Source organism: Streptomyces sp. GD-15H, from assembly GCF_045291515.1.
GTDB lineage: Bacteria > Actinomycetota > Actinomycetes > Streptomycetales > Streptomycetaceae > Streptomyces.
Map to the genome: position 1 here is coordinate 2,029,040 of NZ_CP149447.1, position 24,224 is coordinate 2,053,263.

The 24,224-nt window shown below is 71.6% G+C and carries 18 protein-coding genes and 3 pseudogenes; 14 read left to right on the forward strand and 7 right to left on the reverse strand.

What is annotated here, in order from left to right; translation table 11 throughout:
• The first annotated feature begins 11 nt into the window (after positions 1–11).
• The 4 genes and pseudogenes from WJ438_RS09690 (at position 12) to WJ438_RS09705 (ending at position 7,546) form a co-directional block, all read left to right on the forward strand.
• Positions 12–2,920 (forward strand): annotated as a pseudogene (locus WJ438_RS09690) (FAD-binding and (Fe-S)-binding domain-containing protein).
• A 28-nt stretch (positions 2,921–2,948) separates the two neighbouring features.
• Entirely contained in the window at positions 2,949–4,094 is a 1,146-nt protein-coding gene (locus WJ438_RS09695) for a Glu/Leu/Phe/Val family dehydrogenase (RefSeq protein ID WP_406724860.1), read from the forward strand.
• 180 nt (positions 4,095–4,274) lie between these two features.
• Positions 4,275–5,591: a DUF692 domain-containing protein gene (locus tag WJ438_RS09700; RefSeq protein WP_406724861.1), complete on the forward strand. Its 1,317-nt coding sequence runs from the start codon at positions 4,275–4,277 to the stop codon at positions 5,589–5,591.
• 290 nt (positions 5,592–5,881) lie between these two features.
• Positions 5,882–7,546: an alpha/beta hydrolase gene (locus WJ438_RS09705; RefSeq protein ID WP_406724862.1), complete on the forward strand. Its 1,665-nt coding sequence runs from the start codon at positions 5,882–5,884 to the stop codon at positions 7,544–7,546.
• Here the strand turns inward: WJ438_RS09705 and hemQ are convergent, their stop codons facing one another.
• Both hemQ and hemG read right to left on the reverse strand, forming a co-directional pair.
• Positions 7,547–8,278, reverse strand: coding sequence for a hydrogen peroxide-dependent heme synthase (gene hemQ / locus WJ438_RS09710; protein WP_406724863.1), 732 nt, complete (start codon positions 8,276–8,278; stop codon positions 7,547–7,549). It abuts the gene before it with no gap.
• A 5-nt stretch (positions 8,279–8,283) separates the two neighbouring features.
• Positions 8,284–9,744: a protoporphyrinogen oxidase gene (gene hemG, locus WJ438_RS09715; protein ID WP_406724864.1), complete on the reverse strand. Its 1,461-nt coding sequence runs from the start codon at positions 9,742–9,744 to the stop codon at positions 8,284–8,286.
• 158 nt (positions 9,745–9,902) lie between these two features.
• On the opposite strand from hemG, the pseudogene WJ438_RS09720 reads away from it, so the two are divergent.
• Together WJ438_RS09720 and WJ438_RS09725 are read left to right on the forward strand one after the other, a co-directional pair.
• Positions 9,903–10,969, forward strand: a pseudogene (locus WJ438_RS09720) (DUF4349 domain-containing protein).
• Between the two features lie 163 nt (positions 10,970–11,132).
• Positions 11,133–12,509 (forward strand): FAD-dependent oxidoreductase, encoded by a 1,377-nt coding sequence (locus WJ438_RS09725; protein ID WP_406729640.1) that lies wholly within the window; start codon positions 11,133–11,135, stop codon positions 12,507–12,509.
• Here WJ438_RS09725 and WJ438_RS09730 read toward each other — a convergent pair.
• Positions 12,493–12,850, reverse strand: a pseudogene (locus WJ438_RS09730) (hypothetical protein). The gene WJ438_RS09725 and the pseudogene WJ438_RS09730 overlap by 17 nt on opposite strands.
• A 132-nt stretch (positions 12,851–12,982) precedes the next feature.
• On the opposite strand from WJ438_RS09730, the gene WJ438_RS09735 reads away from it, so the two are divergent.
• Positions 12,983–13,798, forward strand: coding sequence for a rhomboid family intramembrane serine protease (locus WJ438_RS09735; protein ID WP_406724865.1), 816 nt, complete (start codon positions 12,983–12,985; stop codon positions 13,796–13,798).
• A gap of 394 nt (positions 13,799–14,192) precedes the next feature.
• Here the strand turns inward: WJ438_RS09735 and WJ438_RS09740 are convergent, their stop codons facing one another.
• Genes WJ438_RS09740 through WJ438_RS09755 form a run of 4 tightly spaced genes read right to left on the reverse strand, consistent with a single transcriptional unit; the run spans position 14,193 to position 17,006 of the window.
• Positions 14,193–14,351, reverse strand: coding sequence for a hypothetical protein (locus tag WJ438_RS09740; RefSeq protein ID WP_406724866.1), 159 nt, complete (start codon positions 14,349–14,351; stop codon positions 14,193–14,195).
• A gap of 28 nt (positions 14,352–14,379) precedes the next feature.
• Positions 14,380–14,880, reverse strand: a complete 501-nt coding sequence (locus WJ438_RS09745) for a helix-turn-helix domain-containing protein (protein WP_406724867.1) — start codon at positions 14,878–14,880, stop codon at positions 14,380–14,382.
• A gap of 23 nt (positions 14,881–14,903) precedes the next feature.
• Positions 14,904–16,112: a fumarylacetoacetase gene (gene fahA, locus WJ438_RS09750; protein WP_406724868.1), complete on the reverse strand. Its 1,209-nt coding sequence runs from the start codon at positions 16,110–16,112 to the stop codon at positions 14,904–14,906.
• Between the two features lie 45 nt (positions 16,113–16,157).
• Positions 16,158–17,006: a hypothetical protein gene (locus WJ438_RS09755; RefSeq protein WP_406724869.1), complete on the reverse strand. Its 849-nt coding sequence runs from the start codon at positions 17,004–17,006 to the stop codon at positions 16,158–16,160.
• 107 nt (positions 17,007–17,113) lie between these two features.
• Here WJ438_RS09755 and WJ438_RS09760 point away from each other — a divergent pair, with 107 nt between their 5' ends.
• From WJ438_RS09760 to WJ438_RS09790, 7 genes are all read left to right on the forward strand, one after another.
• Positions 17,114–18,313 carry a homogentisate 1,2-dioxygenase gene (locus WJ438_RS09760; protein WP_406724870.1) on the forward strand — a complete coding sequence of 400 codons (1,200 nt, stop codon included), beginning with the start codon at positions 17,114–17,116 and terminating at the stop codon, positions 18,311–18,313.
• A gap of 64 nt (positions 18,314–18,377) precedes the next feature.
• Entirely contained in the window at positions 18,378–19,721 is a 1,344-nt protein-coding gene (locus tag WJ438_RS09765; protein ID WP_406724871.1) for an MFS transporter, read from the forward strand.
• Entirely contained in the window at positions 19,718–20,533 is an 816-nt protein-coding gene (locus WJ438_RS09770; protein ID WP_406724872.1) for an SDR family NAD(P)-dependent oxidoreductase, read from the forward strand. The genes WJ438_RS09765 and WJ438_RS09770 overlap by 4 nt, the downstream gene beginning before the upstream one ends.
• Positions 20,530–20,991: a nuclear transport factor 2 family protein gene (locus WJ438_RS09775; protein WP_406724873.1), complete on the forward strand. Its 462-nt coding sequence runs from the start codon at positions 20,530–20,532 to the stop codon at positions 20,989–20,991. The genes WJ438_RS09770 and WJ438_RS09775 overlap by 4 nt, the downstream gene beginning before the upstream one ends.
• Positions 20,988–21,821 carry an SDR family NAD(P)-dependent oxidoreductase gene (locus WJ438_RS09780; protein WP_406724874.1) on the forward strand — a complete coding sequence of 278 codons (834 nt, stop codon included), beginning with the start codon at positions 20,988–20,990 and terminating at the stop codon, positions 21,819–21,821. Before WJ438_RS09775 ends, WJ438_RS09780 begins: the two co-directional genes overlap by 4 nt.
• Entirely contained in the window at positions 21,814–23,280 is a 1,467-nt protein-coding gene (locus WJ438_RS09785; RefSeq protein ID WP_406724875.1) for an FAD-dependent oxidoreductase, read from the forward strand. The genes WJ438_RS09780 and WJ438_RS09785 overlap by 8 nt, the downstream gene beginning before the upstream one ends.
• Entirely contained in the window at positions 23,277–23,795 is a 519-nt protein-coding gene (locus WJ438_RS09790; protein ID WP_406724876.1) for a nuclear transport factor 2 family protein, read from the forward strand. The genes WJ438_RS09785 and WJ438_RS09790 overlap by 4 nt, the downstream gene beginning before the upstream one ends.
• The last annotated feature ends 429 nt before the right edge of the window (positions 23,796–24,224 follow it).

A 24,224-nucleotide genomic window follows, 5' to 3' on the forward strand; every position in this document is an offset into this window, starting at 1 on the left:
GAGCGAGCACAGTGACCACGACAGCGCAGGGCCTCGGCCGCCTCGACGCGGCAGCCGTGACCGAAGCCCTCAGCCGAGGGAACTGCGGCGAGGTCGCCGGTGACGCCGGCCGCCGGGCACAGTACTCGGCCGACGCCTCCAACTACCGGCAGGTCCCGCTGGCGGTGGTCTTCCCCAGCGAGCGGCAGCACGTCATCAACGCGCTCGCTGTGTGCCGCCGGCTGGGCGTGCCCGTCACCTCCCGGGGAGCGGGCACCAGCACCTCCGGACAGGCCGTCGGCGCCGGCGTGGTGCTCGACTTCTCCCGCTTCTTCAACCGGCTGCTCGTCCTGGACCCGCAGGCCCGCACCGCGACGGTGCAGCCGGGCATCGTCCTGGACGACCTGCAGACGGCCGCCGCCGAGCACGGCCTCCTGTTCGGTCCCGATCCGTCCACCCACAGCCGGTGCACCGTCGGCGGCATGATCGGCAACAACGCATGCGGCACCCATTCGGTGGCCTGGGGCCGCACCGCGGACAACGTCGTGGAACTCGAAGTGGTCACCTACCGCGGCACCGTGGTGCGCCTCGGTGAGATGACCCAGGCCGAGATCGACGAGGCCATCGCCGCGGATGACGACCGGGCCGGCTCATCGCGTCCCTGTACCGGCTCGCGCAGGGCAATCTGGCGACGCTGCGGACCGAGTTGGGGCGGTTCCCGCGACAGGTGTCGGGCTACGGGCTGGAGCACCTGCTGCCCGAGCACCGCTTCAACCTCGCCAAGGCCCTCGTCGGCAGCGAGGGCACACTGGCGGTCATCCTCTCGGCGACCGTCCGTCTCGTCTCCCCGCCGCCTGCGCGGGCCCTGGTCGTTCTCGGCTTCGAGGACGCCTGCGCCGCGGCGGACGCGGTGCCCGCGCTGCTGGACCACCGGCTGCTGGCGCTGGAAGGGCTCGACCAGGCGCTGACCGACATCATCACCCGGCCCGAGACCCGCGCGACGATCGACACCCTGCCCGCCGCGCAGGCCTGGCTGTTCGCCGAGCTCGGTGGCACCGCGGACGAACTGCCCCAGCGCGCCCGGGAACTCACCGCGGCGGCCGAACAGTCCGCCGGGCTCACCGGCAGTGAGATCGTCACCGACCCCGTGCGGGCCCGCCAACTGTGGCGGATCCGCGAGGACGGGGCGGGCCTGGCCACCCGCCTGCCCGACGGGTCCGAGGCCTGGCCCGGATGGGAGGACGCGGCGGTCCCGCCCGAGCAACTCGGCTCCTACCTTCGCGAGTTCACCGAGCTGCTGGAACAACACCACCTGCGGGGGGCCGTGTACGGGCACTTCGGCGAGGGCTGCCTGCACGTCCGCATCAACTTCGACTTCACCACCGAGGAGGGCACCACCGTCTTCCGGGCCTTCCTCACCGACGCCGCCGAACTGATCGCCGCCCACGGCGGTTCCCTCTCCGGCGAGCACGGCGACGGCCAGGCCCGCTCCGAGCTGCTGCCCGTGATGTACGGGCCCGAGGTCATGGCCCTGTTCGAGGAGTTCAAGAATATCTGGGACCCCGACAACGGTCTGAACCCCGGCATGATCGTGCAGCCGCTGCCCCTCGACGGAAACCTGCGCGTCAGCCCGCACCGCACTCCCCTCCCCCTGGCCACCGTCTTCCCCTTCCACTCCGACGACGGCGACTTCGCCAAGGCCACCCGCCGCTGCGTCGGCGTCGGCAAGTGCCGTACCGCCTCCCACCGCGGGGACGTCATGTGCCCCAGCTATCGGGTGACCCTGGACGAGAAGGACTCCACCCGCGGCCGTGCTCGCCTGCTGTACGAGATGACCCAGGGCGAGGTGATCACCGACGGCTGGCGGTCCACCGAGGTACGCGACGCCCTCGACCTGTGCCTGTCCTGCAAGGGATGCAGCGTCGACTGCCCGGTCGGCGTGGACGTGGCCACGTACAAGTCGGAGTTCCTGCACCATCACTACAAGGGACGCATCCGGCCCGCCTCCCACTACACGATGGGCTGGCTGCCGCTACTCTCCCGTCTGGCCGCCCGCATGCCGCGCTTCGTCAACGCGCTGACCGCATCCCGCCTCGTCCCGCTGATCAAACGCCTGGGCGGCATCGCCGAAGAGCGGGAGGTGCCACGGTTCGCCGAGCAAACCTTCCTGTCCTGGTTCCGCACCCGCGCCCCCGGCGGCGACGGACACCGCGGACCGGTCGTGCTGTGGGTCGACTCCTTCAACAACCATTTCAGCCCCGAGGTCCTCCAGGCCTCAGTGGCCGTGCTGGAGCACGTCGGCTTCCGCGTTCAGGTCCCCGACGGAACCCAGTGCTGCGGACTGACGTGGATCACCACCGGGCAGCTCGGCATCGCCCGCCGCATCGCCGAGCGCACCGTCGCCGCTCTGGCGCCGGCCGCACACGCCGGAACGCCCGTCGTCGGCCTCGAGCCCAGCTGCACCGCGGCCCTCAAGTCCGACCTGCCCGAACTCCTCGACGGCAATGCCGACGCCCAAGCCCTGGCCCGGTCCACCGTCACCCTCGCCGAACTCCTCGTCCACCACGCACCCGACTGGCAGCCCCCGCGCGTCGAGGCCCAATCGATCAGCCAGACGCACTGCCACCAGCACGCCACCTCCGGCTTCGGCGCCGACAGCGCCTTGCTGGACGCCATGGGTGTCGACAACAACAGTCTGGATTCCGGCTGCTGCGGGCTGGCCGGCAACTTCGGTTTCGAGCGGGGTCACTACGAGGTGTCCGTCGCCGCCGGCGAGCAGGTCCTGCTCCCTGCCGTGCGGGCGGCGTCGCACGACACCGTCGTCCTCGCCGACGGCTTCAGTTGCCGCACCCAGATCGCCCAGCAGACCGACCGCCGCGGCACCCACCTCGCCGAGCTGCTCGCCCGCGCTCTCCCCTCCTCCCACCGTCCCAGCGCCTGACTCTCACTCGAGACAAGGAACCACACCCGTGACTGACGCACTCTCCCTCGTTGACGACTGGGGACCCGAGAAGATCGTTGTCGTTTCCCACCGGCGCACCGGTATGAAGGGCGTCCTGGTCATCGACAACACCGCCCGCGGCGTGGGCAAGGGCGGCACCCGTATGAGCCCCCACGTGACCGTCGACGAGGTGGCCCGCCTGGCCCGCGTCATGACGTGGAAGTGGGCGAGCGTCGACCTCTTCTACGGCGGCGCGAAGGCCGGCATCGTCGCCGACCCGACCTCCCCCGACAAGGAGGCGATCCTGCGGGCCTTCGCACGTGCCCTGTCCAACGAGGTGCCCCGCGAATACGTGATGGGGCTGGACATGGGACTGACCGAGAACGACGCGGCCATCATCCAGGACGAGCTCGGCGACCGGGGCACCGCGGTCGGCACCCCGGAACACCTCGGTGGTGTCGCCTACGACAAGCTCGGCGTCACCGGTTACGGCGTCGCCGAGGCGACCGACGCCGCCGCCCAGCATCTGGGCCTTCCCCTCGGTGGCGCCAGGGTCGCGATTCAGGGCTTCGGCGCCGTGGGCCATGCAGCGGCCGCGCGGTTCGCGGAGCTCGGTGCCACCGTCGTCGCCGTGTCCACAGCCAAGGGCGCACTCCACGACCCCAGCGGCCTGGATGTGCAGGCCCTGCTCGCCGCGCGTGCGGAGCACGGCGACGACTTCGTGAACCGGCACCCTCAGGGGACCGTCATTCCTGCCGGTCAGGAGCTCACCGTCGACTGCGACATCCTGGTGCCCGCCGCCCTGCAGGATGTCATCAGCGATGAGACCGCGCACCGGGTCAAGGCCAAACTCGTCGCGGAAGGCGCGAACCTTCCCACGTCCGAGCAAGCCCAGGAGATCCTCACGCAGCGCGGCATCGCCGTCCTGCCCGACTTCGTCGCCAACGCGGGCGGCGTCGTCGCCGCCGCCTTCGCGATGGACGCCCGGTACTCCGGGTTCCGCCCCGAAACCCCCGCGATCTTCCAGACGATCTCCGACCGACTGCGCGCCAACGCCGTCGTCGTCATGGAAGAGGCGAAGCGCCGGGGTACGACCCCTCACCTCGCCGGCCGTAGCCTCGCCGAGGAACGCGTCCGCACCGCGATGCACAGCAAGGGACGCATACCTCGCTGAAGTCCGGCCCCCGCACGTACTCACCGGCACCTATGGGGACAGGTCGCCCGAAGCTCAAATATTGCTCTGAAGGTGACCGTCACAGGGTTCGCGGGCTCGCCACGGGGCTATGTCCCCGTCACGTCCGACGGGGGCGGCCGGCGAGGGCCGGGGAACACGGGTGGAGGAGGGGGAACAAGGGTGCGACTGGGAACGGGGATCGGGTGGCGGCCGGAGATCGCCGAGGACGTCGAGGGGATGACGGGGATCGACTGGGTCGAGGTGGTGGCCGAGAACGTGTGTCCCGGCCATCTCCCCGCGTCGCTGCTGCGGCTGCGCGAGCGTGGGGTGACCGTCGTGCCGCACGGGGTCGCGCTCGGGCTCGGCGGGGCGGAGCGGCCTGACGCCGGGCGGTTGGAGGCGCTCGCCGAGCGGGTCACGGCACTGGGGGCGCCGCTGGTCACCGAGCACATCGCGTTCGTACGGGCGGGTGGGCCGCTCAGTGTCTCCCCGCGGCTCGAGGCGGGGCACCTGCTGCCGGTGCCGCGGACCCGGGACGTGCTCGACGTGCTGTGCGAGAACGTCCGTATCACCCAGGACGCGCTGCCGGTGCCGCTCGCCGTGGAGAACATCGCGGCGCTGTTCTCGTGGCCCGGTGAGGAGATGACCGAGGGTCAGTTCCTGTACGAACTGGCCGACCGCACCGGCGTGCGGCTGCTCGTCGACGTGGCCAATCTGCACACCAACCACGTCAACCGCGGCGAGGACCCCGCGCGGGCGCTCGCTGAACTTCCCCTGGAGGCCGTCGCGTACGTCCATGTCGCGGGTGGCGTCGAGCGGGACGGTGTCTGGCACGACAGCCACGCCCATCCCGTGCCCCGGCCGGTGCTGGACATCCTCACCGACCTCGCCTCCCGGGTCTCCCCTCCCGGGGTGCTCCTGGAGCGGGACGAGAACTTTCCCGGACCGGGCGAGCTGGAGCGGGAGTTGGCGTCCATCCGGGAGGCGGTGGAGAAGGGGGCGACCGCGCGGGCGCGGGTGGCGAAGGGTACCGGTACTGCCGGCTCGCGCGCCGAGTCCGTACCGGGCCCCGACTCCTGCGAACCCGCGCGGCAGCGCCTCGCGCTCGCGCAGACCGCGCTGCTGTCCGCGCTGGTCGCCGGGACGCCCGTGCCCGAGGGGTTCGACCGGGGGCGGATGGCGGTGCAGACACGGGCGCTCGCCGCGAAGCGGGCGGATGTCGTCGCCAAGGTGGCGCCCGAGTTGCCGGTGATGCTCGGTGAGGGGTACCGGGCCGCCTTCCTCGCGTATGCGCAGGCGCGGCCGAGGACCGAGGGCTACCGGCGGGACGCGCTGGACTTCGTGGAGCAGTTGTTGCTCGCCGGGCGGCCGGAGGACGGACGGGTCCGGCGGGAGCTGCGGGAGTGGTGGCTGGAACGGTCGGGGCCGAAGCCCCGGTCACGCCGACCGGCGGTCAGGCTGGCGCGCGCCACGCGACGGGTCCTGCTCCGGCGTTGAAACCGACGCGGCGGCTGCGGGGCGCGCTGTCCCGGGCCGCGACGGGGGCGCCGGCGGCGACGACCGTACGGATCTCACGTGGTGGCCGTACCCGGCCTCCGCGCGGTCGGTGAACCGGGCCTGCGTGCTGCCTTCGCGCACCGCGAGCACCACCTGGGCCACCGGACGGGCGACCACCGCGCGGGGGGCGGCCTCGGCTCTGACGGCGACACCCGCGAACGGTGCTTGCCTTCCCTCCCCGCCGGACGAAACATCCCTTGGGTCGCCGCCGTGCACCGAAGGGACACACGATGAGAACTGCCGTCGTCCACGCGGCCGCCGGGTCCTTGCTGCTCACCACCCTGGCCCTCGCGCCGACCGGCGGCGCCACCGCCGCCCCGGGTGCCGTCGCCGCTCCGTACGCCCCCGGCGCGGCCGAGCTGCGCGGCACCGCGGTGGCCGCCGCGCGCGCCGCGGCCGAGGGCATCGCGTTCGGTGCCTGCCCGGACGCGCAGGATCTGCCGGGCACCATCCGGTGCGGCACGGTCACCGTCCCGCTCGACTACGCCCACCCGTACGGCAGGCAGATCGAACTCACCGTCAGCCGCGTCCGGGCCACCGGGAAGGACCCGGACGACGGCAAGCGCAAGGTGCTCCGGCAGGGTGCCCTGGTCCACAACCCTGGCGGGCCGGGCTCCGACGGCACGTACTTCCCGCTCATCGGCCTGCTCCCCGAGTGGAAGCGGATCGCGGGGGCCTACGACCTCGTCGGCTACGTCCCGCGCGGGGTGGGCCGGTCCGCGCCGCTGTCCTGCGAGGACCCGAAGAAGTCCGTCCAGGGCCCCACGCAGGCGCCGGTGCACCCCTCGGAGTCGTACAAGCGGGAACGCGTCGCGCGGGCGAAGGCGTACGCGCGCGGCTGCGCGGAGCGGGTCGGCGACGCGCTCCGGCACTACCACTCCCTGAACAACGCGCGCGACCTGGACGTGCTGCGCGCCGCGCTGGAGGAGCCTCGGCTGACGTTCATGGGGACGTCGTACGGGACCTACTTCGGGGCGCTGTACGCCACCATGTTCCCCTCGCACGTCCGGCGGATGGTGTTCGACTCGGCGGTGCACCCGGACCCGGAGCAGATCTGGTACCGCAACAACCTCGACCAGTCGGCGGCGTTCGAGGACCGCTGGGCGGACTTCCGGACGTGGGCGGCCCGGCACGACGACGTGTACGGGCTGGGCGACACCCCCCGGGAGGTGCGGCGCAGTTACGAGAAGGTGAGCGCGCGGCTCGCGAGGGAGCCGGCGGGCGGGAAGGTGGGCCCGGGCCAGTTGCAGGCGGCGTTCCTGCAGACCGGGTACTACGACGACCACTGGCCGCATCGCGCGCACGCCCTGTCGGCCTATCTGAAGGGCGATCCGGGACCGCTGATCGAGCAGGCGGAACCGCATCCCCAGGCGGCGGTGGAGACGGAGAACGCGCGCTCGGTCCATGTCGCCGTGGAGTGCAACGACGCGCCCTGGCCGACGGACTGGGCGGTGTGGGACCGGGACAACACCCGGCTCGCCCGCCGGGCCCCGTTCGAGACCTGGGCCCACGTGTGGGCGAATCTGCCGTGCGCCTTCTGGCCGGCGCCCCGACAGCAGCCGCTGGACGTTCGGGCCGGGGCGGGTGAGCTGCCGCCGACACTGATCCTGGCGGCCGAGCGGGACGCGGCGACCCCGTACGACGGGGCGCTGGGGCTGCACCGGCGGCTCGCGGGTTCGGCGCTGGTGACCGAGCGGGACGTCGGCACCCATGGTGTCGCGGGCGGCCCCAACGCCTGCGTGAACGGCCACCTGGAGACGTACCTGCTGACCGGCCGGGTCCCGGGGCGGCGCGCGTCCTGCGCGCCGCGCCCGGAACCGGAGCCGTGGGCGAAGCCGGAGCCGCGGGCGCAGGCTCCGGCCGGGAAGGCGACGCCCGCCCGGACGGCGACCTGATCAGGCGAGGCCGGCGACCAGTTCGGCGATGTCCTTGCGGCGGCCCGTGTAGAACGGGACCTCCTCACGGACGTGCATCCGGGCCTCGGAGCCGCGCAGGTGCCGCATGAGGTCGACGATGCGGTGCAGTTCGTCGGCCTCGAAGGCGAGGACCCACTCGTAGTCGCCGAGGGAGAACGAGGGGACCGTGTTGGCGCGCACGTCGGGGAAGCCGCGGGCCATCTTGCCGTGGTCGGCGAGCATGCGGCGGCGGTCCTCGTCGGGCAGCAGGTACCAGTCGTAGGAGCGCACGAAGGGGTAGACGCTCACGTACGCGCGGGGCTCCTCGTCGGCGAGGAAGGCCGGGATGTGCGAGCGGTTGAACTCGGCGGGGCGGTGCAGCGCCATGTTCGACCACACCGGCTCGAGGGCCCGGCCCAGCTTGGTGCGGCGGAAGAGGTTGTACGCGTCCTGGAGCTGGTCGCTGCTCTCGGCGTGCCACCAGATCATGAGATCGGCGTCGGCACGCAGTCCGGAGACGTCGTACGTCCCGCGGATGACGACGTCCTTGGCGGCGAGCTGGTCGAACAGCTCCTGGACCTCGCCGGCGTACCCGGCGCGGTCCTCGGGCAGTACGTCCTTCAGCTTGAAGACGGACCAGAGGGTGTAGCGGATGACCTCGTTGAGGTCCTTGGCCAGCTTGCCCTTGTTCGGGATCCGGGCGGGGTCGGGGGTGGTGGTGGCGTCGCTCATGTCCCTTATTCTCCTGCTCCTCCGTGGAGGCTTTGCATCGGGTCGGTGGTGACCTCCCGCACGCCGTGCGGGAGGTCACCGTGGATCTGGTCGACGGCGGCGTTCGCGCTCGCGACGCACGCGGGGATGCCGACGCCGTCGTAGGCCGCGCCGCATACGGCCACCCCGGGGAGGGCGGCGAGGTGCTCGCGGACGCGGGCCACGCGCGCGTGGTGGCCGACGGGATACTGGGGCAGTCCGTCGTGCCAGCGGGTGACGCGGGTGGCGACGGGGATGGCGTCCAGGCCGGTGGCGGCCTTCAGGTCGTGCCGGGAGACCTCCACGAGATCGGCGTCGTCGCGGCGGAGGATCTCCGTCTCGCCGTGCCGGCCGACGGAGGTGCGCAGGACGGTGAGGCCGGGGTTCCCGTCGGCGATCCAGCTCCATTTGTGCGAGGCGAACGTGGACGCCTTGATGGTGCGGCCGTCGACCGGCGGCACCAGGAATCCGCTGCCTGCGGGGAGGTCGGTCTCCGCGCGGCGGTAGGCGAGCGTGATGAGCGCCATGGAGGCGTATTCGACGCCGGTGAGTTCGGCGGAGGCGCCGGGGGCCTCGGCGCGCAGCAGACGCGCGGCGTCCGGGGCGGGCACGGCGACGACGACCGCGTCGGCGTGCAGTTCCCGCTCCCCGGTGACGACCCGCCAGCCACCGGCCGGCTCCCGGCGCAGTTCGGTGACCGGGGTGCCGGTGTGGATCTCCCCGCCGCGTGCCCGCACCGACTCGGCGACGGCGAGCGGGAGGGTGCCCACTCCGCCCTCGATGCCCATGAACACCGGGCCGGTCTGCTGCTGCGCGGCGGCCGCGGCCTGGATCTCGCGGACGCCCTCGGTCAGGGAGGCGTGGGTCTGCGCGGCCCGGAACAGCTGGGGGACCGCGGAACGCATCGAGATGCGGTACGCGTCGCCCGCGTACACCCCGCCCAGCAGGGGTTCGACGAGTCGGTCGACGACCTCGCGGCCCAGTCGGGCCGCCACGTACTCCCCGACGGCGACGTCGTCGCCGATCTCGGTGCGGGGCAGTTCGGCGTCGCGCTCGATCCGGGCGAGGCCCTCGGCGGAGAGCACACCGGCCAGGGCGGCGGCCGTGCCGGGGACACCCATGACGTGGCCCTTGGGCATGGGGCGCAGGGCGCCGCGGGTCCACAGCGAGGCGGACGCCGTGGCCGGCGGCTGGAGCCGGTCGGTGAGACCCACCTCGCGGGCGAGGGTCACCGCCTCCGGGCGGCGGGCCAGCATCGACTCGGCGCCGAGGTCCACGCGCGCGCCCGCGATCTCGCCGGGCAGCAGCTTGCCGCCGACCCGGTCCGAGGCCTCCAGCACGGTCACCCGCGCCCCGCGTCCGAGCAGCCGGTGCGCGGCGGCCAGGCCGGCGATGCCGGCTCCCACGACGACGACCCGCTGTTCCGCGCCCGCACGTGATCCGCTCATGGCTCCACCCTCTCAGACGCGCCCTGCGTTCCCGCCAGGGCCATACGGCCCTCCCGAGTCCCTACCGTGACCACTTCGGAACCGTTTCGCGCCAACGTTCGGCCCGCCCCCGGCGTTCGAAGGAACGTCAGTGGTCACGACCCCTGGGGGGAACCCGCATGCGCACACGACGACCCGCACGACTCGTACCGTCCGCGGCTGCGCGGCGACCAGCGCGATCCGGACGGCCTGCCCACGCGATGGCCGGTCTGCTGCTCGCCGCCGCTCTCGCCCTGACCGGGTGCGGCGGCTCGGACGCCGACTCCGGCGCGGCCTCGGCCGCCGACAAGGCCGCCGCCTCACGGGGGGACGCCCAGGCGGGCACGGAGGAAGCGGCGGGGGAGCGGCGCGGGACGGGGCCCCCGGTGGCTCCGCGGACGGCTCGGGCGGCGGCTCGTCGGCGGGCGGTTCGCGGGCGACCGCGCCGCCCTCGAGCAGGAGCGGCACGAACCACATCATCCGCACCGCTTCCCTGACCGTGCAGGTCGAGGACGCGTCGAAGGCCCTGGACGAGGCCCGCACGACCACCGAGAACGCGGGCGGCTACATCGGCGACGAGAACACCCGTCGGGACGAGGAGGGCCACGAGCACACGCGCGTGGTGCTGCGCGTACCCGTGGAGAAGTACGACGCGGTACTCACGGAGCTCGAGGGCGCCGGCAAGCTCGTCGAACGCAGCGCGAAGGCGGAGGACGTCACCGACCAGGTCGTCGACGTGGAGAGCCGGATCAAGACGCAGCGCGCCAGCGTGGCCCGGATCCGCGAACTGATGGACCGGGCCACCCGGCTCAGCGACGTGGTCACCCTGGAGGGCGAACTCAGCACCCGCCAGGCCGACCTGGAGGCGCTGCTCGCCCGGCAGGAGTCCCTGAAGGACCGCACCAGCCTCGCCACCCTCACCCTGTCCCTGTCCGAGACGCCGGTGGAGCGGCCCGCGAAGGACGACGACCCCGGGTTCCTGGACGCGCTCGCCGGCGGCTGGGAGGCGTTCGTGACGATGCTGCGCTGGATCGCGGTGGCGCTGGGCGCGGCGCTGCCGTTCGCGGCGGTGGCGGTGCTGCTCGCCCTCCTGTGGCTGAAGGCCGTACGCCCCCGACTGCCCCGCCGCGCACGGCCCGCGCCCGCGTCCGCGGCCGTTCCCTCGCCCGCGTCCGCGCCGGTCCGGGCACCGGAGGAGACCCCGTAGCCGCACCCGGAGCCGGACCCGAAGTGCGCGGCCCCCGTAGCGTGTTCGTATGAGCACGAGCGAGCACACGAACCGGAGCACGAGTACGAACACGCGCACGCGCACGTCCGCCGCCCCGGCCGCGCGGGAACGCCTGGTGGTGATCGGCGGGGACGCCGCGGGAATGGCCGCGGCGTCCCAGGCACGCCGGCTGAAAGGGCCGGACGAGCTGGAGATCGTGGCGTTCGAGCGCGGTCGCTTCACCTCGTTCTCGGCCTGCGGCATCCCCTACTGGGTGGGCGGGGACATCACCGAACGGGACACTCTGATCGCCCGTACGCCCGAGGAGCACCGCGCGCGGGACATCGACCTGCGGCTGCGCACCGAGATCACGGAGATCGACCTGGACCGGGGGCGGGTACGCGCGCGTGACGTCGGTTCCGGGGCCGAGTCCTGGACGTCGTACGACAAGCTCGTGATCGCGACCGGCGCGCGACCGATCCGCCCGGAGCTGCCCGGCATGGACGCCCCCGGGGTGCACGGGGTGCAGACCCTGGACGACGGCCAGGCGCTGCTGGACACGTTGGCACGCACCGACGGCCGCCGCGCGGTGGTCGTCGGTGCGGGGTACATCGGCGTGGAGATGGCCGAGGCGATGGTCAAGCGCGGCTACGAGGTGACGGTCGTCAACCGAGGCCGGGAACCCATGGCGACCCTGGACCCCGACATGGGTCGCCTGGTGCACGGGGCGATGGAGGGCCTGGGCATCACCATGGTGAACGACGCCGAGGTCACCGGGCTGGTCACGGACGACGGGGAGGACGGCGCGGTCCGGGCGGTGGCCACAGCGGACGCCCGGTATCCGGCGGACGTGGTGGTGCTCGGCATCGGGGTGCGGCCCGAGACCGACCTGGCGCGGGCGGCGGGGCTGCCCCTGGGGAAACACGGCGGGCTGCTCACCGACCGGTCGATGCGGGTGCGCGGGCACGAGAACGTCTGGGCGGGCGGCGACTGCGTGGAGGTGCTCGACGTGATCTCCGGACAGGAGCGGCACATCCCGCTGGGCACGCACGCCAACAAGCACGGCCAGATCATCGGCTCCAACGTCGGCGGCGACTACGCCACCTTCCCGGGCGTGGTCGGTACGGCGGTCAGCAAGGTCTGCGACCTGGAGATCGCGCGCACGGGCCTGCGGGAGAAGGACGCCCACCGCGCGGGTCTGCGGTTCGAGACGGTCACCATCGAGTCGACCAGCCGTGCGGGCTACTACCCGAACGCCTCCCCCATGACGGTGAAGATGCTCGCCGAGCTGCGCACGGGCCGCCTCCTCGGTGTCCAGATCGTCGGCCGGGAGGGTGCGGGCAAGCGCGTCGACATCGCGGCGGTCGCCCTCACCGCCGGGATGACGGTGGAGCAGATGACGATGCTGGACCTGGGCTACGCGCCGCCCTTCTCCCCCACCTGGGACCCGGTCCTGGTGGCGGCCCGCAAGGCGACGGCGAAAATCCGCGCCGCGGCAGGAAGCCCGACGCACCCTGCCGCTCCTACGCGGTCCCGTTGATCCGTTCGATCGCCTGCCGCGCCTGCTCGGTGGCGGGCCGGGGCGGCAGGGACGACACGGAGGCACTGGAACCACCGGGCACACTCGGGACACCGGACGTGCCGGAGGTCACGGCCGGCGGCTGCTCCCGCCGGCCGCGCGTGTGCGGCGGCGGGCCGCGTGGAGCGCAGGCGGTGGCTCACCGCCTCGTCCAGCGTCACCGGCCGCTGTCTCTGGGAGGCGAGCCGTCCCGCCTCCTGGCCGAGCCGGGCGAAGTCCTCCCAGGAGAGCCGCACCACCAGTGTGAGTTCCGCCTCACCGTCGGGCAGCGCCTGCATCGCAGCGGTCACTCGGTCGTTCATGGCTTTTCCTCACGTCGGCCCCGCGGCCCCTTCCGCGCGCCGCGGGCGGTTGGGAAGGGATACGCACGGCCGGGCGGCGGTGTTCAGCACGGCCGCTGATTCCACCGGTGGCCGCGGGGGCACAAGTGCGGTGTGGTCATCCCGGTCCATGACGTGAATCCGGCGCGGCGCACCCCCTGGGTGACGTACGCGCTGCTCGCCGCGAACTTCGTCGTCTTCGTGTTCTTCACGCCCGGTGTCGCCGGTTCGCTGACCGGCAGCGGGGGCAGTCTGGCGGAGTTCTGTCATCTGCAGGCGTTCCTGGACCAGTACGCGGCCGTGCCGCGGGAGCTGATCCACCACCGGATGCCGCGCCTGGTGCCCACGGGCGGTACGGGGGTGGGCCCGCAGGGGCCGGGCTGTCTGGTGGGGCCGCCCGGCTACGACAAGTCGCCCGAGCTGAGCGTGGTGACGGCGATGTTCCTGCACGGCGGCTGGCTGCACCTGCTGGGCAACATGCTCTTCCTGTGGATCTTCGGCAACAACGTCGAGGACCGGATGGGGCACGCCCGCTTCCTGCTGTTCTACCTGGTCTGCGGGTACGCGGCCGCGTACGCTTTCGCCCTCGTGAATTCCAATTCGGGCGAATCGCTGATCGGTGCCTCCGGCGCGATCGCCGGCGTCCTCGGCGCCTATCTGGTGCTGTATCCGAAGGCCCGGGTGTGGGTACTGGTGCCGTTCCTGATCTTCCTGCCGCTGCGACTGCCGGCCTGGACCGTGCTGGGCCTGTGGTTCGCGCTGCAGGCGGCGTACTCGTCCGGCGCGGGCGTCTCGCAGGCCGGGACCGTGGCCTACCTGGCCCACGTCGCCGGCTTCGTGGTAGGCATGCTCCTCGCTTGGCCGCTCAAGCCCGGCACACTCCCACCGCCGGAGCCGCGCGGCATCCTCTTCGGCCGGCGGGCTCGGTAGGAGCCTGCCGCACAAGCGAGCAACACGAAGAGAGGCTCAACAGATTCGCAGGTGCGAAATCACGATCCGGCATCATTCACCATTGATTGAACGATTCAACCATCTGCGAGTTTTGCCAGCACTTTGAGCCTCTAGTAGGGCTTACGCTGACCCATTGCCGACATACCTGATGGTTTGCCAGTTTATGGCGAACGCCCCATGTGGGCCCCGCGGAGCCCGTACAGGAGGCCCAGCGAGGAAGCTCACCGCCACGACCTTGCCTGCGCACGACTTCTGCTCGTCGCATACAGGGCCACCCCGAGGCGAAGCGGCGCGCAACATAGCAGTAAGTCGCCGGTTGGCCAAACCGGCGATACTCCGCATCATTCTCATACCCGATCAAGCGAATCGCCTGTCAGAGGTGATCGCTCGGGACGCCGATGGCTGCGGCCGCGTCCAGCACGTGCGGGATCGCTTGGTCGGCGAGCTGCGGATCCGAGGTGACCACGTTGATCGCCGCCCGGACCGGCCAGCCGGGCAATGGTGCCGCGATGCCGTGCGCGCCGACGTTCACCTCTCCGTGGGTGACGATGTAACCGGCGTCACGGATCCCCTGTACGCGCTCCGGCTCGGAGGCGCGCGGGGCCGGCGGCGAGACAGGCCAGGCCCCCGGAGCCGTGGTCGAGCGGGTCGCGGCTTCCCCTGCGGTACCAGAACAGCGGCCCGTCGGTGGGGGGTTCGGCCACGACCGTGGTGACCGCCGCCGTGCCGATGGCCTCGACGAGGCTCGCGGTGGCGTCCAGCTTCTGCGCCAGGCGCTGGAGGACGGGCTCGGCGATGGTGCGCAGGCTGGGGCCGGCGTCGCCGAGGAGCCCGGCCACGGTCGGGCCCACGACGTAGCGGCCGTCGTCGTCGCGCGCGGCGAACCCCGTCCGGTGCAGGGAGACGAGGAGTCGGTGCGCGATGGAGCGGTGGAACCCGGTCGCGGCCGCGACCTGACTGGTGTTCAACCCCTCAGAGTGGCGGCTGAGTTCGATCAGAATCGCAAGGCCGCGCTCCAGGGTCTGCGAGCCACCGCCTTCGGGCTCGTTTGACGGCGTCATGACACCTCTCCGGGAATCAGGGGCTAGACCGTGGGAAGGATCTTGCCACGGACCTCTCCGAGGCCGATACGGCCTCGAGCGCCGGGCGCGGAGTAGCGCAGGACCACCTCGTCGCCGTCCTCGAGGAAGGTGCGCTCCTGCCCGTCGGCGGTCCATGTCTCCTTGCCTCCCCAGGACAGTTCGAGGAACGAGCCGCGCTGGTGCTTCTCCGGGCCGGAGATGGTGCCCGAGGCGTAGAAGTCGCCGACCCGCAGTGAGGCGCCGTTGACGGTGAGGTGGGCCAGCATCTGCGCGGGCGACCAGTACATGCAGGAGTACGGCGGGCGTGCCACGACCGTGCCGTTGACCTCGACCTCCACATCGATGTCGTATCCCGAGGGGCCCTCCTCCTGCAGATACGGCAGAACGGCCGGGTCCTGGCCGGGAAGGTCGACGCGGGCGTGCTCGAGCGCGGCGAGCGGGGTGACCCACGCGCTGACGGTGGTGGCGAAGGACTTGCCGAGGTTCGGGCCGAGCGGGACGTACTCCCAGGCCTGGATGTCGCGGGAGGACCAGTCGTTGACGCCGGTGACACCGAAGACGGTCTCGGCGAACTCCGAGGTGGCGACCCGCTGGCCGAGCGGGACCGAACGGCCCACGACGAAGCCGAGTTCGGCCTCGATGTCCAGGCGCAGCGACGGCCCGTAGGAAGGCGCGGGGTCGGTCGGGGCCTTGCGCTGACCGGCGGGACGGCGCACCGGTGTCCCGGAGACGACGATGGATCCGGCACGACCGTGGTAACCGACCGGAAGGTGGCGCCAGTTGGGCATCAGCGCATCGCCGTCGGGGCGGAAGATCCGACCGACATTGGTGGCGTGGTCGACGGAGGCGTAGTAGTCGACGTAGTCGGCGACCTCGAACGGCAGGCGCAGGGTGGCATCGGCCAGCGGCACGAGCCGTACACGGTCGCGGTACGCGGTGTCGGTGAGCAGTTCGACGGCCCAGGAGCGGACCGCTGCCCAGGTCGCCGGACCGTCGGCCATGAGCGGGTTCAGCGCGGCGGTGTCGAGCAGCACCGTCCAGTCGGGGCGCAGAGCGGTGGCCGCGGCACCCAGGTCGAGTACGTGGTCCCCGATCCGGACACCGATGCGCGGGCCGGACTCCGCGGTGGAAAAGACGGCGTACGGGAGGTTGTCGACGTCGTACGCGCTGCCGGCCGCAGCCTTGACCCAGGTGACGGGAGGAGTACTCATGTGTAGAGCCCTTCGATATCGGTGTTCCGGGTGACGAAGTGACGGTCAGACGGTGGCCGGGTCGAGCATGCACAGGCCGACCAGGTCCTCGAGCGGTTCGAGAACACTGCAGGACCCGTACGAAGTGAACGTCGACCGCGCGGCGGCGGCGTCGACCGCGGGGAGCGCGGTGACCGCCCGGGCCAGCGCGCCCGGGTCGCGCTCGGCGAGAGCGGCGCGGACGTCGGACAGCGGGGCTCCGGCGCGGGCCCACGCGGTGGCCAGCAGCACGTTGAGGTAGCCGTGGTGCTCGAACCCGGTCTCGCGCCCCGTGTGCCGGACCGCGTTGTGGAGCCCGGCCGTGCACTTGAAGGCGGCGCCTGCGGCGACGGCGTCGTGGATCCACGCGGCCACCTCGCTCTCGGTGGGGAAGGCAGCGGCCTCGGTGCCCCCGGTGCGGAACTTCAGCCGGAAGCCGTGTCGGGTGACCGCGGCGAGGGTCTGCTCCCACGCGGGGCCACCGGGGCGCGGCACCTCGACGTACACGGTGCCGGAGAGGCCGAGCGCGGCCAGCTCGTCGACCTGAGCGGGCACGGGCAGCGCGGGATTCGGCTTGACCTCCAGGGCGGCGAGCACGAGGCGGTCGGTCGCGGCGACGGCGTCGAGCGCGGCCGGGACGGCTGCTTGCCCGGCCACGACGCTCACCCGCAGACCCGCTGGGAACAGCTGCGGCGCGGCGAGCCGGGCCAGGTCGTCGAGGTCGGCCGCGGCGACGACGAAGGGACCGACCAGATCGGTGTGGGGGGACGTCAGGTGCCCGGCGTGCTCGGCCACGGCGCGCGGCAGCGGCGCCAGGCCGGGAGGGAAGACCGCGGCGTCGTCCACGAGATGTCGGAAGACGAGAGGTATTGACATGGGCCGGACCCTAACTGAGGATCTTCGAAATGCGAACACGCGGTGTTCTTTTATCGGTCACTCGATTTTCGGTGACTCAGTTCATCGGTCAACACGCCGGAGGGGTCATGGCGTACTACCGTCGAGTCGGCACGGTGCCGCCGAAGCGGCACACGCAGTTCCGTGATGACGCGGGCAAGCTCTACTACGAGGAGTTGATGGGGGAGGAGGGGTTCTCCTCCGACTCGTCGCTGCTGTACCACCGGGGCGTCCCGTCGGCGATCGTCGCGAGCGAGATCTGGGAACTGCCCGACCAGTCGACGGTCGTCAACCATCCGCTCAAGCCTCGCCATCTCAAGCTGCACGACCTGTTCGACGCGGATGAGGCGAAGACCATCGACGCCGTGACCGGGCGCAGGCTCGTGCTCGGCAACGGCGACGTGCGCATCTCCTACGTCGTGGCCAACGAGGCTTCGCCGCTCTATCGCAACGCGATCGGCGACGAGTGCGTCTACGTCGAGGCCGGTACCGGCGTGGTCGAGACGGTGTTCGGCGTGCTGCCCTACCGAGCCGGCGACTACGTGCTGCTGCCCCGCGCCACCACGCACCGCTGGGTCCCCGACGTCACCGACGGACCGAGCCGGCTGTACCCGATCGAGGCGAACAGCCACATCGCGCCGCCCAAGCGCTACCTGTCGAAGTACGGCCAACTGCTCGAACACGCGCCCTACTGCGAACGGGACCTGCACGGGTCGACCGGGATCCACCTGGCCGAGGGACGCGACGTGGCGGTGCTGGTCAAGCACCGCGGTGGTCGGCACGGAGTGGTCGGCACCCGGTTCGTCTACGACACGCACCCCTTCAACGTCGTGGGCTGGGACGGCTGCCTGTACCCGTACACCTTCAACATCGCCGACTTCGAGCCGATCACCGGCCGGATCCACCAGCCGCCGCCCGTCCACCAGGTCTTCGAGGGCGACAACTTCGTCATCTGCAACTTCGTGCCACGCAAGGTGGACTACCACCCGCTGGCCGTCCCGGTGCCGTACTACCACTCCAACGTCGACTCCGACGAGGTCATGTTCTACTGCGGCGGCGACTACGAGGCCCGCAAGGGCTCCGGCATCGGCATCGGCTCGGTCTCGCTGCACCCGGGCGGACACGCCCACGGCCCGCAGCCGGCGGCGATCGAGGCGTCCCTCGGAGCGGAGCACTTCGAGGAGTCCGCGGTCATGGTCGATACCTTCCGCCCGCTCGAACTGGGCGAGGGCGGAAAGGCCGTTGACGACCAGCAGTACGCGTGGGTCTGGGCGGGCCGACAGGCGTGAGCCGTCAACTGCCTCACCCGACAAGCGATCAACCATCCGTAAAGCGCATCCAAAGGACCGATCCATGAAAAACCTGGCCACCGAACCGGAGCCGACCAGCGAGTCGGCGGCTCTGTCGCCCCCGGCCGCCGCGAGCCCCCATTCCACATTCAAGGTCATTCGAGCGGCGGTCCTCGGCACCGTCGTCGAGTACTACGACTTCGGCATCTACGGCTACATGGCCACCCTCATCGCGGCTCACTTCTTCGTCGAGAGCGACCCGAACGCGGCGCTCCTTTCGACCTTCGCCGCGTTCGCGGTGGCGTTCTTCCTCCGGGCGCCCGGCGGCATCCTCTTCGGCCACGTGGGCGACAAGTACGGCCGTAAGAAGGCGCTCACCTGGACCATCCTGCTGATGTCCGTCGCCACCGCCGGGATCGGCCTGATCCCCTCGTACGCCACACTCGGCCTCTGGGCGACCTGCCTGCTGGTGCTGTGCCGCTGCCTCCAGGGCTTCGCGGCCGGTGGTGAGCTCAGCGGCGCGAACGCCTTCGTGTCCGAGCACGCGCCGGCGCACCGACGGGCCTTCCACACCTCGTTCGTCAACACCGGCACCTATCTCGGCTCGCTGGTCGCCTCGCTCGTCGCGCTGGTGCTCACCGTCAGCGTCAGCGAGGAGATCGTGCGCGCCTGGGCCTGGCGCATCCCGTTCCTCCTCAGCCTGGTCATCGGCGTGATCGGCCTTTACATCCGCAGCCAGCTGCCCGAGACCGAACAGTTCGAGGCCATCCAGGGCAGCGAGACGGTCGAGGTCGCGAAGTACCCCATCGCCGAGGTGTTCGCGCAGGCGTGGCGCCAGATCGTGCTCGTCATCTTCCTCGGGGCGCTGATCGTCGGCGGCTACTATGTGGCCGGCGTGTACGCCGCCAGCTATCTGCAGACCGAAGGCGGTCACTCGGCCGACTTCGCGTTCATGTCGACGTGCCTCGCCATGGTCGCCGCCGTCATCAGCCTCCCGGTCGCCGGGTACGCGGGTGACCGCATCGGCCGCCGGCCCGTGTTCTTCCTGGGCAGCGGCGTCACCGCGGTCATCGCGCTGCCGGCCTTCATGCTGATGCGCGACGGCAGCCCGGTTTCCGCCGTCCTCGCCCAGTGCTCTCTGACCTTCTTCATCGGGCTCGTCAACGGTGTCTCGTTCGCGACGTACGCCGAGATCTTCCGGGCGCGCTACCGCTACAGCGGTATCGCGATGAGCAACAACGTCACCAATATGCTGCTCGGCGGTACCGCGCCGTTCATCGCCACGCTTCTGATCAATGTCACCGGAAACAACCTCGCGCCGGCGGGCTACATCATCGTGACCGCGCTCATGACCTTCGGCGCCACCTTCTTCCTCAAGGAGACCCGCGGGAAGGAGCTGGAGCTGTGAGCCCCGTGCCGACCGACCGACGACGCTTCGAGGGCCGTTCGGTCGTGGTCACCGGCGCCGCCGGCGGCCTGGGCCGGGCCGACTGCCTGGCGCTCGCCTCCGAGGGGGCGCACGTCTGGGCAGCAGACATCGACGTGACCGCTGCCGAGGCGCTCGTCTCCGAGCTCACAGCGGCCGGTGGGTCAGGGCGGGCCGTCCGACTCGACGTCGCCGACGCTGACTCGTGGGGCGTGCTCGCGGGCGAGGTGGAGGCCGCAGGGCCGCTGCACGGCTTGGTCAACAACGCCGGTGTCAGCCTGCGTGCCGGCATCGCCGACACCACCGTCGAGCAGTGGCGCCGCGTCATGGACGTCAACCTGTCCAGCGTCTTCTACGGTCTCAAGACGCTCACCCCCGCTCTGGCGCGGGGCGCGCAGGACGGCGGCGCGGCCGTCGTGAACATCTCCTCCATCGCCGGCATGGTCGGCTACTTCTCCGCCACGTACGGCACCAGTAAGTGGGGCGTACGCGGGCTGTCGAAGGTCGGCGCGCTCGAACTCGCCGCTCTCGGTATCCGCGTCAACTCGCTGCACCCGGGCCTCACCGGCACGCCACTGCTGCACCAGGCCGCCGACACCACCTTCGTGGACGAGAGCGTGCGGTCGGTCCCGGCCGGCAGGCTCGCGACCCCCGAGGAGATGGCGCGCGTGGTCGCGTTCCTGCTGTCCGACGACGCCACGTACATCACTGGCGAGGAGATGGTCGTCGACGGCGGACTGACGTCCGGCGGGCTCTACCACCGCATCCTCGCGGGTCTGGAGGAAAAGCCGTGACCCCCCTGCTCGAAACCCTCCTCGAGGTCCAGCACCTCTACGCCGCCCAGTCGCATGCCATCGACACCGGTGACGCCGAGGCATGGGCCGACACGTTCGTCGCCGACGGGGTCTTCGACTCCCCGACATACGGCAAGCCGGTCACGGGCCGCGACGCACTCGTCGCCTTCGCCCGCGACCTGCACGCCGCGGCGCCGCACCTGCACCACGTCATCACCAACGTGCTGGTCCGGCCCGCCGTCGAGCCCGGCACATACGACGTCCGCGCCAACCTCCTCATCGTCACCACCCACGACCTCGCCTCCGGGGCGGCCCGGATCGACCGCATCACCACGATCGACGACCGGCTGCGCCGCACCCCCGACAACCCCGCCGAACTGAGGCTCGTACACCGCCGCGTGACCCGCGACGGCGCCGCGCCCGAACCATCCGCACCCCACCTGAAGGAGCACCCGTGAGCACCCAGACCCCCGAAGACAATCCGGGCCGCGTCAACCACGACGCCCTGCCCGCCCTCAACCCCGAGCTGGTCGGCCGCACCGTCGTCGTAACCGGAGCCGGCCGTGGCATGGGCGCGCTCTTCCTGGAGGAATTGGCCCGTCGCGGTGTCAACGGCGTCGGCGGCGACCTCGACCAGGAGGCGATGGCATCCGTCGCCGACAAGATCAACGCCAACCTGGCCGGCGTCGACGGCGCAGGCCGCGTGGTCGGCGTGGGCGCCGACGTCACCGACCCCGCCGCCGGCGACGAACTGGTCGCCACCGCCCTGCGCGAGTTCGGCCGGCTCGACCTGTGGGTCAACAACGCCGGTGTCTTCCCGCAGGCGGAGTTCACCGACATCACGCCGCAGCAGCTATCGCTCACCTACGGCGTGAACGTCAACGGTGTCGTCTACGGCGGCCAGGCGGCCGCCCGCCACTTCCGCACCGTCGACGGCGGCGTGATCGTGAACATGGCCTCGGTCGCCGCCGTACGCGCCCGGCCGACCCGGGCCTCGTACAACTCCTCGAAGGCCGCGGTGAAGCACCTCACCACGTGCATGGCCGTCGAGCTCGGCCCCGACAACATCCGCGTCAACTCGATCGCGCCGGGCTTCATCGACACCGAGATGACCCGCTGGGTCCGCGACGACCAGGCTGCCATGAACCGGGCGCTCACCACCGTCCCGCTGCGCCGCCTCGGCGCGCCCATGGAGGTCTTCGGCGCCCTGTACTTCCTGCTCTCCGACAGCGCCCGGTACATCACCGGCGCCAACATTCCCGTGGACGGAGGTTCGCAGCATGTCTGAGTCCGACACCATCGCCTACGACTACGACGTCATCGTCGTCGGCGCGGGCGGCGCGGGTCTGGCGGCCTCGGTCTCGGCCGCCCAGGCGGGCGCACGGGTGCTGCTCCTCGAGTCCGAGGACGAGATCGGCGGCTCCACCCAGCTGTCCGCCGGGCTGCTGACCGCCTCGGCCACCAGCGTCCAGCAGAGCCTCGGGGTCGAGGACTCGCCACTGCGCATGTTCCAGCACTACATGGACCTCAACGGTTGGCGTCTCCGGCCCGGCCCGGTCCGGATGTTCTGCGAGGAGTCCAGCGCGGTCGTCGACTGGCTGCTCGACCTGGGTGTCGAGATACCCGCACAGGTCTCGCGCAGCGCCCATGAACCGGGGCTGACCCGTGCCGGAGTGGAGGACGTCTGGCGCGGCCACGTGCCCAAGGACCAGGGCTACGGCCTGGTGCAGGTGCTCGACAGAGCCCGCGCCCGGCTCGCCGTGGACCTCGCCCTCGGCAGCCGGGTCGAGGATCTGGTGATCCGCGATGGTGTCGTCCGCGGCGTCGTCCTGGACGGCGAGGAGGCCACCGCAGCCGCCGTCGTCATCGCCAGTGGCGGCCTGGCGGCCGACCCGGAACTCGTCCGCCGATTCCTCCCCGACGCCGAGATCGCCGGCGACGCGCTGTTCGTGGTCGCCGCGCCGGGCTCGCGGGGCGACCACATCGGCCTTGCCGAACGGCACGACCTGGCGCTGTTCGGGCAGGGCTGGGGCCTGCTCCTGGTGACCGCCGAGTTCCAGCGCTACCACCACTGGCAGAGCGGTTTCCCGCCCGCCTCGCGCATCAACGTCGGCCTCGACGGGCGGCGTTGCATGGACGAGGACGCCCCCTACGCGGTCAGCCCGGGCATCCTCAAGGACCACGGCGGCTGGGTCTGGTCGGTGTTCGACGACGCGGCCCGTACCGGACTGTCGGCCGGCTACGCAGACTGGACCGCGGACCGGGTCCTGGAGGAGGTCGCCAAGGGCGTCGTGCTGCGCGCCGACACTCTGGAGCAGCTCGCCGACCTGATGGACGTACCGGCGGACCACCTGGTCGCGAGCGTCGACCGGTTCAACGAGCTGTTTGCCCAGGGGCGCGACGAGGACTTCCTGCGCCACGAGTCCCTGGCCGCCAAGGGCGCCGACCCGCACCTCGCGCCGATCGCCACCGGACCCTTCTTCGCGGTGAAGATGCTGCCCGCAGAGCTGGTCTGCACCCACACCGGACTCGAGATCGACACCAGGACGAGGGTCCTCGGCGTCGAGGGCCGGGCGGTCCCGGGGCTGTATGCGGCCGGCGAGGCCGCCGGGGGCGTCCTCGGCGAGCGCTACGTGGGCGGCGGCAACTCCGTCGCCCACGCACTGGTCCTGGGTCGAGTCGCCGGCCGAGAGGCGGCCGCACATGCCGCCGCACTGTCACCCCGAGTTGAGGAGATTTCCGCATGAGTCGCGCCGACGACCGTTTCGAGATCCAGGACGTCTTGTTCCGCTACGCCCGGGGGGTGGACCGGCTGGACCACGACGCCATCGCGGCCTGCTACTTCGACGACGCCATCGACGTCCATGGTGCCTACACCGGTGACGCCTCGGGCCTCGTCGAGGACATCCGTGGCCGCCACCGCACCATCGACTCCTCCCAGCACTTCATCTCCAACGTGCTGGTGGAGTTCACCGGCGAGAACAGCGCCGACGTCGAGTCGTACTGCCTGTGCTTCCTGCGGCAGGCCCCCGCCGAGCCCGGCGGGGAGCAGGACTTGGCGATCATCCGCTGCCGGTACGTCGACCGGTTCGAGCGGCGCGACGGCTCCTGGGGCATCGCCGACCGGGTGGTCGTGTTCGACGAGTCCCGGGTCGTCCGCATGACCGACGCCCTCGACCCCGCGTGGGTCGCCTCGCAGCGCGACGGGTCGGACCCGGTCTTCACGTGGGGGCATCGCACTCCCGTGCAGGCGCAAGCGTAGGTCGTGAGCAGCGCTCGAGTTGGCGGCAGCCGACACCCATGATGCGTCGATGGCCGAGCTAATGAACGGCGGATTCAACCGGTCGTCGCAACACCTCGATCGTGGAGGATGTGGTGGCTCAGGGAAGAGCACGTGCAGCGATTCGGGCCGGCCGTCCGCCACTGAGACTGCTCGGCCCCGAGGAACGAGAGCGACGACGCCCGACTGTCCCGGACAGGACCGAGCTGTCCGGGCTGTTCAGAGCCTCACCCTGCGCCTGTCCCGGGCAGCGGACAGCGGGCAGCGGGCAGGACAGGGACAGGCGCGGGCGCCGGAGCGCTCCCGGTCCCGGTCGCGGGTTGATGGCACGTGGTGCAGTCGGCGATCTGCAGCAGGGCGGCCCATTCCTCGATGGCCGGCCGCTCGGCCGGGTCCGCGACGGACACGTCG